The organism is Pararhodobacter aggregans (genome assembly GCF_003075525.1).
Lineage (GTDB): Bacteria > Pseudomonadota > Alphaproteobacteria > Rhodobacterales > Rhodobacteraceae > Pararhodobacter > Pararhodobacter aggregans.
The window spans coordinates 43,266-58,747 of sequence record NZ_QDDR01000019.1 but is presented as its reverse complement, the minus strand read 5'-3'; the positions used below and the strand labels follow the sequence as shown (position 1 = coordinate 58,747).

15 protein-coding genes are annotated in these 15,482 nt (G+C 69.6%); 6 read left to right on the top strand and 9 right to left on the bottom strand.

Annotated elements, in window-relative coordinates; genetic code table 11:
* Positions 1-17 precede the first annotated feature (17 nt).
* Positions 18-950, top strand: a complete 933-nt coding sequence (locus DDE23_RS23750) for an MDR/zinc-dependent alcohol dehydrogenase-like family protein (protein WP_107754972.1) — start codon at positions 18-20, stop codon at positions 948-950.
* A gap of 54 nt (positions 951-1,004) precedes the next feature.
* Here DDE23_RS23750 and DDE23_RS25790 read toward each other — a convergent pair whose 3' ends face one another.
* On the bottom strand, positions 1,005-1,130 hold the full coding sequence (locus tag DDE23_RS25790) for a hypothetical protein (protein WP_272947897.1): 126 nt from the start codon (positions 1,128-1,130) through the stop codon (positions 1,005-1,007).
* Between the two features lie 374 nt (positions 1,131-1,504).
* On the opposite strand from DDE23_RS25790, the gene polA reads away from it, so the two are divergent.
* Together polA and DDE23_RS23740 are read left to right on the top strand one after the other, a co-directional pair.
* Positions 1,505-4,309, top strand: coding sequence for a DNA polymerase I (gene polA, locus DDE23_RS23745; RefSeq protein ID WP_107754973.1), 2,805 nt, complete (start codon positions 1,505-1,507; stop codon positions 4,307-4,309).
* A gap of 49 nt (positions 4,310-4,358) precedes the next feature.
* A complete protein-coding gene (locus DDE23_RS23740) occupies positions 4,359-4,949 on the top strand; it encodes a pseudouridine synthase (protein ID WP_107754974.1) in 591 nt (196 codons plus the stop codon).
* Here DDE23_RS23740 and DDE23_RS23735 read toward each other — a convergent pair.
* On the bottom strand, positions 4,909-6,243 hold the full coding sequence (locus DDE23_RS23735) for an amidase (RefSeq protein WP_107754975.1): 1,335 nt from the start codon (positions 6,241-6,243) through the stop codon (positions 4,909-4,911). The genes DDE23_RS23740 and DDE23_RS23735 overlap by 41 nt on opposite strands.
* A gap of 81 nt (positions 6,244-6,324) precedes the next feature.
* Here DDE23_RS23735 and DDE23_RS23730 point away from each other — a divergent pair, with 81 nt between their 5' ends.
* Positions 6,325-7,551: an FAD-dependent monooxygenase gene (locus DDE23_RS23730; RefSeq protein WP_107754976.1), complete on the top strand. Its 1,227-nt coding sequence runs from the start codon at positions 6,325-6,327 to the stop codon at positions 7,549-7,551.
* Positions 7,552-7,554: 3 nt separating this feature from the next.
* Here DDE23_RS23730 and DDE23_RS23725 read toward each other — a convergent pair whose 3' ends face one another.
* Complete coding sequence (locus DDE23_RS23725) at positions 7,555-8,283, bottom strand: NAD(P)-binding domain-containing protein (RefSeq protein ID WP_107754977.1); 729 nt, start codon at positions 8,281-8,283, stop codon at positions 7,555-7,557.
* A complete protein-coding gene (locus tag DDE23_RS23720; RefSeq protein WP_157958115.1) occupies positions 8,283-8,774 on the bottom strand; it encodes a cytochrome b in 492 nt (163 codons plus the stop codon). Before DDE23_RS23720 ends, DDE23_RS23725 begins: the two co-directional genes overlap by 1 nt.
* Positions 8,775-8,878: 104 nt before the next feature.
* Between DDE23_RS23720 and DDE23_RS23715 the strand changes: the two genes are divergently transcribed.
* Entirely contained in the window at positions 8,879-9,418 is a 540-nt protein-coding gene (locus tag DDE23_RS23715) for a GNAT family N-acetyltransferase (RefSeq protein WP_107754979.1), read from the top strand.
* Here the strand turns inward: DDE23_RS23715 and DDE23_RS23710 are convergent.
* Positions 9,402-9,761: a RidA family protein gene (locus tag DDE23_RS23710; RefSeq protein WP_107754980.1), complete on the bottom strand. Its 360-nt coding sequence runs from the start codon at positions 9,759-9,761 to the stop codon at positions 9,402-9,404. The genes DDE23_RS23715 and DDE23_RS23710 overlap by 17 nt on opposite strands.
* Positions 9,762-9,898: 137 nt before the next feature.
* On the opposite strand from DDE23_RS23710, the gene DDE23_RS23705 reads away from it, so the two are divergent.
* Positions 9,899-10,567 carry a nitroreductase gene (locus DDE23_RS23705; protein WP_107754981.1) on the top strand — a complete coding sequence of 223 codons (669 nt, stop codon included), beginning with the start codon at positions 9,899-9,901 and terminating at the stop codon, positions 10,565-10,567.
* Between the two features lie 3 nt (positions 10,568-10,570).
* Here the strand turns inward: DDE23_RS23705 and ptsP are convergent, their stop codons facing one another.
* The 4 genes from ptsP to DDE23_RS23685 form a co-directional block, all read right to left on the bottom strand.
* Positions 10,571-12,820: a phosphoenolpyruvate--protein phosphotransferase gene (gene ptsP, locus DDE23_RS23700; RefSeq protein ID WP_107754982.1), complete on the bottom strand. Its 2,250-nt coding sequence runs from the start codon at positions 12,818-12,820 to the stop codon at positions 10,571-10,573.
* Between the two features lie 159 nt (positions 12,821-12,979).
* Positions 12,980-14,242, bottom strand: coding sequence for an aspartate kinase (locus DDE23_RS23695; RefSeq protein ID WP_107754983.1), 1,263 nt, complete (start codon positions 14,240-14,242; stop codon positions 12,980-12,982).
* 106 nt (positions 14,243-14,348) lie between these two features.
* Complete coding sequence (locus tag DDE23_RS23690; protein ID WP_107754984.1) at positions 14,349-14,801, bottom strand: hypothetical protein; 453 nt, start codon at positions 14,799-14,801, stop codon at positions 14,349-14,351.
* A 210-nt stretch (positions 14,802-15,011) separates the two neighbouring features.
* The gene (locus tag DDE23_RS23685; protein ID WP_107754985.1) at positions 15,012-15,431 is read right to left on the bottom strand and encodes a DUF1178 family protein; all 420 of its coding nucleotides are present in this window, start codon (positions 15,429-15,431) and stop codon (positions 15,012-15,014) included.
* Between the last annotated feature and the right edge of the window lie 51 nt (positions 15,432-15,482).

Here is a 15,482-nt window from a genome sequence, read left to right as displayed (position 1 = left end):
GCGGGCGACACCGGGGCATGCAGACGCACGCCCTGATCTATCGCCGCTTCGGCCCACCGCTTGAGGCGCTGGCCCTCGAACCCCTCGCCCTGCCCCCGGGCGGGGGGTTTCGCGTGGCGATGCTGCTCTCGCCCGTCAACCCCTCGGACCTGATCCCGGTGACCGGCGCCTATGCCCACCGGATCACCCTGCCCTGCGTGGCGGGATACGAGGGCGTCGGCCGCGTGCTGGACGGCACCGGGCGGCGGGTGTTGCCGCTCAGGGCGGGCGGGACCTGGCAGGGGGTGGTCACGGCCGATCCCGACTGGGCGGTGCCGGTGCCCGACGACATCCCCGACAGCCTGGCGGCGCGGGCCTATATCAACCCGATGGCGGCGCGGGCGATGCTGGCGCGCTGGCCGGTGGCGGGGCGGCGGGTGCTGCTGTCGGGCGCGGGCTCGCAATGCGCGGCGCTGCTGGCGCATTGGGCGCAGGGGGATGGCGCGGTCGAGGTGGCGGGGATCTACCGCTCGCCCGCCCGCCGCGCCGTGCTGGAGGCGCTGGGCATCCGGCCGATCCCGATGGCGGATCACCGGCAGATCGCCGAGGCCGCCGCCCGCGCCGATGTGACCTTCGATTCGCTCGGCGGGCCGGTCGGCACGCTGGTGCTGGACCGGATGCGGGCCGGGTCGGATTTCGTGGGCTACGGCCTGCTCAGCGGCCAGACCATCCGGCCGGAACGCCCGCCCGCCGCGGGCTTCCACCGCTTCCACCTGCGCGAGGCTCAGGCGGCGCTCGGCCCCGCCGACTGGCAGGCGGCCTTCCGCGCCCTCTGGCCGCTTCTGCGCCACGCACCCATGGCGCCGGTGCGCGAGGTGCCGCTGGCCGAGTGGCGCGCGGCCCTCGCCGCTGGTGCCGAACCCGGCAGCGCCAAGGTTCTGCTGCGTTTCCCGGAGGATGGGACAAGCTAAAAGGGCGGAGGTTTCCCCCCGCCCTTTTTATCACGGCCCCGTTGGGCCGGGCCCTCAGGCCGCGCGCTTGCGCCGGTAGGCTTGCTCACGCTGCAGCGCGTTCGCCGCCAGAGTCATGCCAGCCGCGGTCAGTTCTTCGATGCGGCGCGAGAGTTCCTCGTCGGTGAGGTCTTGGGACATTGGGGTCTCCTTTCACGTTCATGGCCCGCAAAAACGGCCGTTCGCGGTTCCGCCTTCATGCGGAGCCGGACGGAAAGCCCGTGCGGGGATCGACCCCGGAGTGCGCAAAAGGCGCTTGGCCGCGAAAGCGGCCTGTCGGGGTGCAGGCTGTATATGGCAGCGATGGTGACTGATTTCAACCTTTCAAGCGGGGAATAAGGACGGGGAAGACAGTCGTGATCGGGGAACCCTCGGTTCCGCCCGTCAGGACGCCGGGCAGCGCCCTCGTCTCCCTGCCGGAACCCGGCGCCCCGCCGCCCGTCCCGCCCCTTCCCGGCTGGACGCCCCGGCCCCGCGCCGTTACCAAGGACCATCACGCCAAGAGGAAGCCGCACATGACCTTCGGCAAGGGCTCGCACCTGCATCTGATCGACGGATCGGCCTTCATCTTCCGCGCCTATCACGCGCTGCCACCGCTGACGCGCAAGTCGGACGGATTGCCGGTCGGCGCCGTGCAGGGGTTCTGCAACCTGATCTGGAACGAGATTTCCGGCGGGCCGACCACGAAATCGACGCCCACCCATATCGCGGTGATCTTCGACGCCTCGTCCATCACCTTCCGCAACGAGATCTATCCCGAGTACAAGGCCAACCGCCCCGAGCTGCCCGAGGATCTGCGCCCGCAATTCCCCCTGACGCGCGAGGCGACCCGCGCCTTCAACGTCGCCTGTATCGAACAGCAGGGGTTCGAGGCCGACGACATCATCGCCACCTACGCCCGCCTCGCGACCGAGGCCGGGGGGACCTGCACCATCATCTCGTCCGACAAGGACCTGATGCAGCTGGTCGGCAACGGCGTCGACATGTTCGACCCGATGAAGAACAAGGTGCTGGGCGTGGACGAGGTGTTCGAGAAATTCGGCGTCGGGCCTGACCGCGTGGTCGATGTGCAGTCGCTGGCGGGCGATTCGGTCGACAACGTGCCGGGCGCGCCGGGGATCGGGCTGAAGACCGCGGCATTGCTCATCAACGAATACGGCGATCTTGACACGCTGCTGGCGCGGGCGGGCGAGATCAAGCAGCCCAAGCGCCGCGAGGTCTTGACCGAGAAGGTCGACCAGATCCGCCTCTCGCGCGAACTGGTGACGCTGCGCCGCGACGTGCCGGTCGAGGATGCGCTCGCCGATCTGGTCTGCAAGCGCCCCGACGCCGGGGCCTTGATGGATTTCCTGTCCCGCATGGAATTCCGCACCCTGACCCGGCGCATTTCCGACAAGCTGGGGGTCGAGGCCCCGGCGATCACCGAGGCCCCCGCCACCCCGGCTGCGGCCGAGGCCGCGCCTGTGGCCGAACAGATCCCCTTCGAGCCGGAAAAATACGCCTGCGTCCGCGATCTGGAGACGCTGCTGGGCTGGATCGACCGGATCCGCGATCAGGGCTTCTTCGCCGTCGATACCGAGACCACCTCGCTCGATGAGATGCGGGCCGAGCTGGTCGGGATCTCGCTGGCCACGGCGCCGGGCGAGGCCTGCTACATCCCGCTGATCCATTCCGAGGGGTCGGATGACCTCTTCGGCAGCGCCAAGCTGCTGGAGGGGCAGATCCCGGCCGAGGCGGCGCTGGCTGCGCTGAAGCCGGTGCTGGAGGACGATTCGATCCTGAAGATCGGTCAGAACATCAAATACGACGCCAAGATCTTCGCCCGCCGGGGCATCAAGGTGGCGCCCTTCGACGACACGATGCTGATGAGCTACGCGATGTTCTCGGGCCTGCACAACCACGGCATGGATGAGCTGTCCGAGACCTATCTCGGCCACAAGCCGATCCCGATCAAGCCGCTGCTGGGGTCGGGCAAATCGGCCCGCACCTTCGACAAGGTGGGGATCGAGGACGCGACGAAATACGCGGCCGAGGATGCGGACATTACCCTGCGCCTCTGGCAGGCGTTCCGGCCCCGGCTGCACCGCGAGCGGGTGACGACGGTCTACGAGACGCTGGAACGCCCGCTGGTGCCGGTGCTGGCCCAGATGGAAATGCACGGGATCACCGTCGACCGGCAGGTGCTGAGCCGCATGTCCTCGGCCTTCGCGCAGTCGATGGCCGGGCTCGAGGCCGAGATCCACGAGATGGCGGGCGAGACGTTCAACGTGGGCTCGCCCAAGCAGCTGGGCGAGATCCTGTTCGACAAGCTCAGCCTGCCCGGCGGGCAGAAGGGCAAGAACGGCGCCTATTCGACCGGGGCGGATATCCTGGAGGATCTGGCGACCGAGCATGAATTGCCCGGCAAGGTGCTGGACTGGCGGCAGCTGTCGAAGCTGAAATCGACCTATACCGACGCGCTGCAGAACCACATCAACCCGGAAACCGGGCGGGTGCATACCTCCTACGCGCAGACCGGGGCGAACACGGGGCGGCTGGCCTCGACCGATCCCAACCTGCAGAACATCCCGGTCCGCACCGAGGAAGGCCGCCGCATCCGCGAGGCCTTCGTGGCGGCCGAGGGAAAGAAGCTGGTCAGCCTCGACTACAGCCAGATCGAACTGCGGATTCTGGCGCATATCGCCGAGATCCCGGCGCTGAAACAGGCGTTCCGCGACGGGCTGGACATCCATGCGATGACCGCGTCCGAGATGTTCGGCGTGCCGCTGGACGAGATGACGCCCGAGGTCCGGCGCCGGGCCAAGGCGATCAATTTCGGGGTGATCTACGGGATTTCAGGCTTCGGCCTGGCACGCAACCTGCGCATCCCGCGCGATCAGGCGCAGGCCTTCATCGACACCTATTTCCAGCGCTTCCCGGGCATCAAGGATTACATGGACAAGACCATCTCCTTCGCCAAGGAACACAAATACGTCGAAACCCTGTTCGGGCGGCGGATCCACACGCCCGAGATCGGCGCCAAGGGACCGAGCGCGGGGTTCGCACGGCGCGGCGCGATCAACGCCCCGATCCAGGGCACCGCCGCGGATATCATCCGCCGGGCCATGGTGCGGATCCCGGCGGCGATTGCCGACCTGCCGGCGAAGATGCTGCTGCAGGTCCACGACGAACTGGTGTTCGAGGTCGAGGAAAGCGCGGTCGAGGAAACCATCGCCCGGGTGAAGGCGATCATGGAGGGCGCGGCGGCGCCCGCCGTCGAGATCGACGTGCCGCTGATCGTGGATGCAGGCGTGGGCATGACCTGGGCCGAGGCGCATTGAGCCCTGCCCTCGTAGGATGGGCAATATTGCCCATCCTACCCGCCGCCCGATGAGCCGCCCGCGCCCTCGCCGGAACGGAGACACCGGCCCCACCCGCCTCATCGCCTTTCACAAGCCCCCCGGGATCCTCAGCCAGTGGAGCGGCGATCCGAATTGGCCGGGGCTCTCCAGCCTGCTCTCGCTGCCGGGTTTCTATCCCGCCGGGCGGCTCGACCGCGACAGCGAAGGGCTGCTTCTCCTGACCAATGACGGCGGTTTGCAGGCCCGGCTGACCGACCCCGCCTTCCATCTGCCGAAGACCTATGTCGCGCTGGTCGAGGGCACCCCGGGCCCCGAGGCGCTGGAGGCCCTGCGCCGGGGCGTCACGCTGACGGACGGCCCGACCCGACCCGCCGGGGTGCGGCTGATCCCGCCGCCCGGCTGGCGTCCGGCGGTCGGGGAACTGCCCGGCCAGTGGCTGGAACTCACCATCACCGAAGGCCGCAACCGGCAGGTGCGGCGCATGGGCCAGCACATCGGCCACAAGGTGCTGCGGCTGATCCGCTGGTCCATCGGCCCCCATACGCTGGCGGGCCTCGCCCCCGGCCAGACGCGCGAACTCAATCCGCCAGGGCCGCCTCCGCCGCAGCCCCCAGCCTGAGCAGCCGCGCCTCCTGCCCCGGGCCCGCCATCAGCAGGACGCCGGTCGAGGGCACGCCCGTCGGCAGGGTGAGCCCGCAAAGCCCCATCAGGTTGCCGATCCGGGTGTTGCGCAGCGCCATCAGGTTCTCGGCGGCGAAGAAAGCGGGGTCGGCCATCAGATCGTCGATCCGTTGCGGCAGGGTCGGCACGGTCGGGATCAGCACCGCGTCATAGCCCGCGACCGCCGCCGTCCAGTCGCGCCGCAGCGCCTCCAGCCGCCGCCAGGCCGCGACGTATTCATGCGCCTTGAAGGTGCCGCCCGCGCGGAAGCGGTCGCGGACCGGGGCGAACATCACGTCCGGGTTGGCCTCGATCGCCTCGCCCCAGATGCCGTAGCATTCGGCGGCGAAGAGGATCCCGGCCATGGCCATCGCCTCGGCCACCGCCGGGATACGGGCGTGGTCGATCCGGGCGCCCGCGGCGCCGAAGGCCTTGAGCGCGCGGTCGAACCCCTGGGCCGGGGCGGCGTGGATGTCGTCGAAGGCGACCGTTTCCAGCACCAGAAGCCGCGCGCCCGACAGCGTGGCGCCGCGCAGGTCCGGCGCGGGCGAGGCATCGAGCACCGCGAAGGCCAGCGCCGCGTCCTCGACCGTGCGGGCCAGCGGGCCGATGGTGTCGAACTTCTCGGCCAGCGGCACGGCGCCGGTGAGCGGGATGCGCCCGGCCGTGGTCTTCAGCCCGACAAGATCGTTCCAGGCGGAGGGCAGGCGCACCGAGCCCCCGGTGTCCGAGCCGATGGCCAGGGGCGCCAGCCCCCAGGCGACCGAGGCCGCGGCGCCCGAGGACGAGCCGCCGGGCGCCTTCTCCGGGTCATGGATATTCGGCGGCGTCGCGGTGACCGGGTTCAGCCCCAGCCCGGAAAAGGCCAGCTCCGTCATATGCGTCTTGCCCAGCGGCGGCAGCCCGGCCCGGGTCAGGCGTTCGACCACCAGCCCGTCATGTTCGGGCGTGCGGCCCTTCAGCAGCAGGCTGCCCGATTCGGTCGCCACGCCGGCTGTGTCGAACAGGTCCTTCCAGCTGACCGGCACCCCGTCCAGCGGCCCCCGGCGCTGCCCCAGCTTGGCCCGCCCCCGGGCCGCCGCCGCGATTTCCAGCGCGTGCAGCCGCATGGTGCGGGCATAGATCCGGTCGCGCCAGGGATGCGCGTCGATGGCATCGAGATAGGCCTCGGTCAGGTCGACCGGGCAGATCCTGCCCGCCTCGATCCCGCGTCCCAGTGCGGCCGCGCTCATGGCCCGCCATTCTTCGCTCATGCCAACCCCCTGCCGTTGCGGGCCGACGCTAGCGCGCGCGCGTCGCATGGACAATCCCGCGCATCCGGCTAGGGTGCGCGCATGGAACACGACGCCGATATCCTGATCGCGGGCGGCGGGCTCAATGGCCCCGCTCTGGCTCTGGCTCTGGCCAAGGGAGGGCTGCGCGTCGCCGTGATCGACGCCCGCCCCGCGCAGTCCCGGGCCGAGGATGATTTCGACGGCCGGGCCTATGCGCTGGCGCTGGCCTCGGTCCGCATCCTTCAGGCGCTGGGCCTGTGGCGTGGCCTCAGGGACAAGGCGCAGCCGATCCTCGGCATCCGCGCCTCGCAGGGGCAGGCGGGCCAGGGCGCCTCGCCGCTGTTCCTCGGCTTCGATGCGGCCGAGATCGAAGAAGGCGCGATGGGCCAGATGATCGAGGACCGGTTCCTCTATGCCGCCTTCCTCGATGCGATGCAGGCCGAGCCGGGGATCACCCTGCATTCGGGCGCGCAGGTCGTGGGGCAGGAGACGGGGCCAGCGGGCGCCGCCGTCACGCTGGCCGATGGACGGGTGTTGCGCGGCCGGCTGCTGGTCGGCTGCGACGGCCGCGATTCCGCGGTGGCCCGGCGCGCGGGGATCAAGCGCTGGGGCCATGACTACGGGCAGACGGCGCTGGTCTGCGCCATCGCCCATGAAAAGCCGCATGAGGGGATCGCGCATCAATTCTTCATGCCGCCCGGGCCTTTGGCGATCCTGCCCTTGCCCGGCAACCGTTCCTCCATCGTCTGGAGCGAGCGGACGGCGACGGCCGAGGCGATCCAGTCCCTCGATGATGCGGGCTATCTGGAGGTGCTGCGGCCCCGCTTCGGCAATTTCCTGGGCGGGATCGGGCTGGAGGGCAAGCGCTTCGCCTATCCGCTGCGGCTGACGATTGCCGAGCGGTTCGTGGCCGAGCGGCTGGCGCTGGTGGGGGATGCGGCGCATGGCGTGCATCCGATCGCCGGGCAGGGTCTGAACCTGGGCCTGCGCGATGTGGCGGCTCTGGCCGAGGTGCTGATCGAGGCCAACCGCCGGGGCGAGGATATCGCCGCGCCCGACGTGCTGGAGCGCTATCAGGATTGGCGGCGCTTCGACGTGACGCGGATGGCGCTGGGGATGGACGCGGTCAACCGCCTGTTCTCGAACGGCAATCCGCTGCTGGCGGCGGTGCGGGGGCTGGGGCTGGGCGCGGTCAATGCGCTGCCGGGCCTGCGGCGGCATTTCATCCGCGAGGCCGCGGGTCTGAACGCCGCCCAGCCGCGGCTGATGCAGGGCGAAGCGATCTGAGGTCTAGCGGGCCAGCCGGTCCAGCCCGTCCCGCAGCGCCTCGGCCATGCCCGAGGCGTCCATATGCTGCCGCAACCGCTGGTTATAGCCGCCGGGCGTGTCCAGAGCGGCCAGCGCCGTCCCGCAATCCTGCCCGGTGAGGGTGGAGCCGACCAGCAGCCGCAGGAAGTCCTCGCCGCCGGTGACACCCTTGCCGTCAAGCCAGCGCCCCGCCTCCTCGACCAGCCTGAGGGCGGGGGAGAGGACCGCTTGCGCGCAGAGCAGCGCGTCCATCTGCGCCTCGGTCTCCACCGGGAAGATCCGGTTGCGGGCGCCGAACAGCGTCTCGACCAGCGCGACATCGCCCTGCGCCAGCACCGGCGAACCGCCCCGGGCGATGCCCGGGAAGGGCAGCATCAGGGCGGCGGCACGGGCCGGGGCGATGAGCGGGACCAGATCGGACAGCGACAGCCCGGCGACGAAGGAGATCACCTGCTGGCCGGGACGGAAGCGGAGGCCCGGCAGGACCTCGGCCACCACCCCGGGCGTCAGGGCGATGAACACCACCTCGCTGCCGTCCACGACCGCCTGATTGTCGGCGACCGTGACCTCCGCCAGTTCGGCGGTCAGCGCGGCCGAGACCGCCTCGGACCGGCGGGACACCAGAATGCTCGCGCCCGATCCCGCGAGGCCCCGCACCACCGCCTGCGCGATGGTGCCGGTGCCCAGAAAGCCGAACCGCCCGCCCGCCATCAGCGCATCCGCGCCAGCAGGCGGTCTTTCAGCACGAACTGATGAAAGAGCGCCGCGCCGATATGGCCCGCGACCAGCAGGAGGGCGATGTTGAACAGCACCTCATGCACCTCGCCCAGATCGGTGATGCCGCCGAACCACGCCGCAAGCCCGGTCGCCGGGATCGCCAGCAGCACCAGATAGAGCAGCCCGTGCAGGATGGAGGCGGCGACGGTCAGTAGCGGCGATTGCCCCTCGACCGGCCGCGGCGCGCCCTGCGTCACCCGCAGCCCCAGCCGGACCAGCGTCAGCGCCAGCACCGCGACGCCGACCCAGACATGGACCTGCGAGCCGAGGCCGGGCGCGGCGCTGGCGGCCTCGCCCCCCTGACGCCAGGCACGCCAGGCGTCCTTCATCCCCTCGTGGCTGATGAAGCTGACCAGCAGCAGCGCCAGCGTGGTCCAGTGCAGAACGACCTGAGCGCGCGAATATCTCTCGACGGCGGCAGACATGGATAAACCCCTGTTAAAGAACGCTCCCCAAGTGTTGAACGGCACGGGCGCGCGCTTCCGTCGCGCATCTTGCATGCGGCAGGGGCGCGCGGCAAGAATGCCGCATGAACAGGTTGACATGCCCCCTGCGCAAGGCCGTACCGGCCGATGCCCCCGCCCTGGCGGCGCTGCATTACACGGTCTGGCAGACCACCTACGAGGGGCTCGCCCCGGCCGAGGCCGCGGCGCGGCTCGATGTGGCGCATCGCCTGCGCGCCTGGGAGGCGGCGCTGGCCGATCCCGCGCGCGGTGCCTGGCTGGTCGAGGGGGATCAGGGTCTGGCCGGGCTGGTGGCCATCGGCCCGGCCGGTGAGGACGCGGCCTATGCCGCGCAGCCCGGGCCGGTGGGCGAGATCAAGCACCTCTATGTCGCGCCGGGGGCGCGGCGGCAGGGGCTGGGCCAGCGCCTGCTGGAGACGGCGCTGGACGCGCTGGCGGCGCAGGGCTGCGCCACCGGGGCCTTGGGCGTGGTGCGTCAGAACTACGCCGCGCGGCTGTTTTACGCCGATACCGGCGGGCGCGAGGTGGCGGATTTCACCGACCCCGGCCCGCTCTGGCGGTCACTGATGGTGCTGGTCGCCTGGGATCTCAGCGGCAGGCGGTGACGATGAACTCGACCTTGTAGGCCGGGGTCGCCAGCTTCGCCTCGCCGGTGGCACGCGCGGGCGGGTTGGCCTGATCGACCCAGGCGTCCCAGACGGCGTTCATCTCGGCGAAATCATTGATGTCGGCCAGCCAGATCTGGGTGGTCAGGATATTGGCCTTGCTGGACCCGGCCAGCGCCAGCAGCCGCTCGACCTGGGCCAGCGCGCTCTGGCATTGCTCGGTCACACTGGCGCCTTCGCCGACCTGACCGGCGAGATAGATCATGTCGCCGCGCACCACGGCTTCGCTCATGCGGCGGCCGGATTCGAGGCGGGTGATGGTTTTCGAGGCGGTATCGGTCATGGCAGGCAGGGCTCCGTCTGGGGTTGAGGCTGCCTCTCTTCCACGCCCGTGGCACGCCTGCAAGGGGGGCGCGATGCGGGTTGAAACCGGGGCGCGGCCGGGCCATGAAGGGGCCGACACGCCAAGGGAGGCCTGCCATGACGCCCGACGATTTCGACCGCCTGGTCCGCACCCGCCGCTCGGTCCGCGGCTACCTGCCCGATCCGGTCGATCCCGGGGTGATCGAGGCGGCGCTGCAGACCGCGCTCTGGGCGCCGTCCAATTGCAACGTGCAGCCCTGGCGGATCGAGCTGGTCTCGGGCGCGAGGCTCCGGTCGCTGGGGCAGGCGATGATCGCCCATGCCCAAAGCGGCAAGGCGCATCCCGACGTGCCGATGGACACCGCCTATCGCGGCATCTTCCGCGACCGGCAGGTGGGTTCGGCCCGGGCCCTCTATGGCGCGATGGGGATCGCGCGGGATGACATGCCGGGGCGGACGGCGGCCTTCCTGCGCAACCTCGACGCCTTCGGCGCGCCGCATGCCGCCTTCGTCTTCCTGCCCGCGGGCTTCGGCATCCGCGAGGCGGCGGATCTGGGCGGCTTCGTTCAGACCTTCCTGCTGGCGCTGACCGCGCAGGGGCTGGGCAGCGTGGCCCAGGGCGCGCTGTCGCTCTATCCCGATATCCTGCGCGAGGAGCTGGGGCTGGAAAAGGGCGATCAACTGATGGTCGGCATCGCCTTCGGCCACGAGGACCCGGCCCATCCCGCCAACGCCGCCCGCACTGACCGTGAGGGGCTGGAGGGCATGGTCCGCCACCACGGCTGAACCTCAGACGGCGGGCAGGCCGCGGATGTAATTGAGCAGCAGCGGCCGCAGGCGTTCCTCGCCACGGTCCTTGGCCTCGTCGATCAGCGCCGCGACCTCGGTCAGATCGGCGCGGCGGATCAGGTCCTTGACCGGGCCGATGGCCGCGGGCCGCATCGACAGCGAGCGGATCCCGGCGCCGAGGAAGGCCAGCGCCTCGACCGGGCGACCGGCGTCCTCGCCACAGAAGCTGAGCGCGCAATCGTTGTCCTCGCAGCGCTTCACGATCTTCTGGATGAAGGTGATGAAGCTCAGGGACAGCGTGTCATAGCGACGCCGCACCAGCTCGTTCTCGCGGTCGGCGGCGTAGAAGAACTGCTTGAGGTCATTGCCGCCGATCGAGACGAAATCGGCCAGCTTGAAGAAAGCATCCGGCGCGAAGGCGAGGCTCGGGGTTTCCAGCATGGCGCCGACCTCGACCGTGGCGGGCAGCGGATGGCCCAGATGCCGCTCGCGCTCGATCTCGCGCATCAGGAGGTCGCGCGCCTCGGCGAATTCCGACATTTCCGCCACCAGCGGGAACATCACGGTCAGCGGGCGACCGTTCGAGGCGCGGATCAGCGCCTGCAACTGCATCCGCATCACGCCCTTCTTGTCCAGGCCCACCCGGACCGCCCGCCAGCCCATCGCGGGGTTCGGCTCCTCGGGCCGGTTCATGTAGGGCATCACCTTGTCCGAGCCGATATCCAGCGTGCGGAAGGCGACGCGGCGCCCCTCGGCGGCTTTCAGAACCCGGGCATAGAGCGCGGCAAGGTCCGAGCGGCGCGGCATGGAATTCCTGAGCAGGAACTGGAGTTCGGTGCGGAAAAGCCCCACCCCCTCGGCCCCCGAGCCGTTCAGCGAGGGCAGGTCGGCCATGATCCCCGCATTCATCATCAGCCGCACATGGCTGCCGCAGCGCGCCACCGCCGGCAGGTCGCGCAGGGCGGCATACCGCTCGGCCGCGGCGGTCTGCATGATGATCTTGTCGCGGTAGGCCGCGGCGACGCTGTCGTCGGGGCGCAGATGCACCACGCCCTCGTCGCCGTCGACGATGATCGCGTCGCCGTTCAGCGCCTCGGTGGTGACGCTTTCGGCATGGACGACCAGCGGGATGGCCAGCGCCCGGGCGACGACCGCGGCATGCGAGCCGACCGAGCCCTCTTCCAGCACCACGCCCTTGAGCATGCGGCCGTATTCCAGCAATTCGCCCGGGCCGATGTTGCGCGCCACCAGGATCGGGCGGTCCGGCAGCGTGGCGCCGGTGTCGCGGCCCTGCCCGGTCAGGATGCGCAGCAGGCGGTTGGACAGGTCGTCCAGATCGTGCAGCCGCTCGCGCAGATAGGGGTCGGGCACCTGCTGCAGGCGGGCGCGGGCCTCGGATTGTTCTTTTTCCACCGCCGCCTCGGCGGAGAGGCCACTTTCGATGGATTGCTCCATCCTGCGCAGCCAGCCGCGCGAATTGGCGAACATGCGATAGGCTTCCAGCACCTCGCGGTGCTCCTTGTCGCTGGTCGCCGCGGTTTCCATCAGGTCATTGACCGAGACCCGCAGCCGTTCCACCCCCTGGCGCAGACGCTCGACCTCGGCAACCGGGTCGTCGTTCACCAGATTGGTCACCACCACCCGCGGTTCGTGCAGCCAGACCTGCCCCTCGGCCGTCCCCTCCTGCCCCGAGCCCGCGCGGATCATCACCGGATGCTTGTGCGGCCGGGCGATCACCGTGTCCTCGCTGGTGAAGGCGCCAAGTTCCGTCATCTCGGCCAGGACCATGGCGGTCACGTCCAGCGCATAGATCTCGTCGTCGGAATAGGCGCGGGCCTCTTTCGACTGCACGACCAGCACGCCCAGTTTCTCGCCCAGCCGCTGGATCGGCACGCCGAGGAAGCTGGAGAAGATCTCTTCCCCCGTCTCGGGCATGTAGCGGAAACCGCGCTCGTTCGGCGCGTCGGCGGTGTTCACGGCGGTGGCGGTGCGGGCCACGCGGCCGACCAGCCCCTCGCCCAGCCGCATCCGCGTCCGGTGCACCGATTCCGGGTTGAGGCCGCGCGTGGCGCAGAGTTCCAGCGTCTCGCGGTCGCGGAACAGGTAGATCGAGCACACATCGGTGCCCATCGACTCCGAGATCAGCCCGACGATGCTGTCCAGCCTCTCCTGCCCCCGGACCGGCTCGGCCAGGGTGTCGCGCAATCGGCGCAGCAGGCGGCGGCTTTCGCTTTCGCTACGGTCCTGCATCAGAGGGGCTGTCCTGTTCAATGTCGGGGTGGCGAGCCAACCTTAGATCAACTCACAGCGGATAGGAAATGCCTTTGCGGCAGCGAAGCCTGCCACCGCATTGAGTATTTTTCGTGCCAAAATTGCAGGCGGGCGCCCCGGCGGCGCGCCCGCAGCCGATCAAACCGCCGAATCCAGCGCGAAAGCGTCGTGCAGGGTCTGGACGGCCAGTTCCATGTATTTGCGGTCGATCAGCACCGAAATCTTGATTTCGGAGGTCGAGATGACCTTGATGTTGATGTTCTCGCCCGAGAGCGCCTTGAACATTTTCGCGGCGACGCCCGCATGGCTGCGCATGCCGATCCCCACGACCGAGACCTTCGACACATCGGTGTCGATGATCAGCTCGTCGTAGTTGATCTTGCCGGCCGCCTTGGCCTCTTCCATCGCCTTCTTGGCGCGGGCGACCTGATCGACCGGGCAGGAGAAGGTCATGTCGGTGACGGCGCCGGCATGGGCCTCGTCGTAGTCCTTCTCGCTGATGTTCTGGACGATCATGTCCACGTTCACGCCCGCCTCGGCCAAGGGGCCGAAGATCGCGGCGGCGATGCCGGGGCGGTCCTCGATGGTGAAGAGGGTGATCTTGGCCTCGTCGCGCGAATGGGCGACGCCGGAGACGACTTTCGATTCCATGATTTCCTCCTCGTCACAGACCAGGGTGCCGGACGTTTCATCGGTTTCGTCGAACGAAGACAGCACGCGCAGGCGCACCTTGTAGCGCATGGCCAGCTCGACCGAGCGGGTTTGCAGGACCTTGGCGCCCAGCGACGCCAGTTCCAGCATTTCCTCGTAGCTGATCTTTTCCAGCTTGCGCGCCTTCGAGGTGATGCGCGGGTCGGTGGTATAGATGCCGTCGACATCGGTGTAGATGTCGCAGCGTTCCGCGTCGAAGGCGGCGGCGAAGGCCACGGCCGTGGTGTCCGAGCCGCCCCGGCCCAGCGTGGTGATCCGGCCCTCGGGGCTGACGCCCTGGAAGCCCGCGACCACGGCCACTTTCATGCCTTCGGCGAATTTCGCGTCGATATTAGCGCGCGGGATCGACACGAAACGCGCCGAGCCATGCTGCGAGGTGGTGTTGATCGGCACCTGCCAGCCCTGCCACGAGCGGGCGGGAACGCCGACTTCCTGCAGGCGCAGCGCCATCAGCCCGGCGGTGACATTCTCGCCCGAGGACACGACCGCATCGTATTCGCGCGCATCGTAGAAAGCCGAGGTCTCGTTGACCCATTTGACCAGTTCATTGGTCTTTCCGGCCATGGCCGAGACGATGACGATGACATGGTAGCCCCGCTCGACCTCGCGCCGGACCTTTTCGGCGACATTGGCGATCCGCTCAAGATCGGCCACCGACGTACCGCCGAATTTCATCACCAGGATCGGCATCGACACCCCCAGAGAACGCGCGCCCCACCCCTCGTGCGGCGCGCCTCTCTTACTTGCGGGTTGCGTCTGGTGCAAGGGTGGCAGGCTGACGCGGCTTCAGGCCGGATTACAGGCCCAGCGGCGCGCCCACCAGCTGGCCCCGCGCGTCGTACCAGAGGGTATATTCGACCTGGCCGCGGTCGTCATAAGCGGTGCGCGCCACCCATTCGCTGCCGTCGCTCATGCGGTAGGCGGTGTCTTCCACCGGCAGTGCCCGGCAGCGGCCGGTGACGGCGTCGCAGCGGTCGATGGCGCCGCTGGCGGTGTCGAGCCGTTGCGCGACATGGGGCGAGCCGGGTTCGGCCGGGCCGCTGACCGGCACGATCGCCGCTTGCACCAGGCCCAGGCCGTCCGGCGCCGCCTGCCCGCCGCCCGCGCCCATCGCCGCCATCGCCGCAAGCCCGAGGCCCACCAGCGCCACCGCCGGGATCACCCAGTCGATGGCGCCGGAGCGGCGCGGAACCGAACGGCGGGGAAAAGCCTGCCGGGTCGAGGTCGTGCGGGTCAGCATGCGGGTCATGGCGGCACCTGTCTCTGGAAGGGTCTGCCCGATCAGGCCCCGGGAATGTGGCGGCAATGGGTCATCATCGCGCTGGTTTGTTGACCAAGGGTAAACAATCGCCGCCCGATTTCGGTTCCCGGCAGAAAGGCGCCGGGCGGAATCCCGCCGGGTGGTCGGAAGGGCCCTTGGCTGCGCGACGGCCCGCCGATCAGCGCCGTGCAGGGCCGGTCAATTGGCGCGGGCCTTGCCCATGAAGGGCAGCGGCGCCACCGGCACGCCGTCCTCGATCAGCGCCTTCGCCTCGTCGATCCGCGCCTCGCCCCAGATCGGCCGCTCGGGGCTTTCGCCCGCATGCATCGCCCGCGCCTCACGCGCGAAATCGCGGCCGACGTAATCGGAGGATTCCTCGACCTGCCTGCGCAGCGCGGCGAGCTTCTGCTCCAGCTCGCTGGTCGGCGTGGCCAGCGGCCGTACCTCGGCATCGGCCTGCGCGACCGAGGGCGCCATCAAGGCCTTCTCCACCCGGGTCGAGCCGCAGTGCACGCAGCCGACATGCCCCGCCTTGGCCAGAGCGTCATAAGCCGCCGCCGAGGCGAACCAGCTCTCGAACGTGTGACCCTGATCGCATTTCAGGCTGTAGCGGATCATCGTGACTCCGGGGTAGAGGCGAAGCCTTAAAATAGTCTTTGCGCCGCCCGC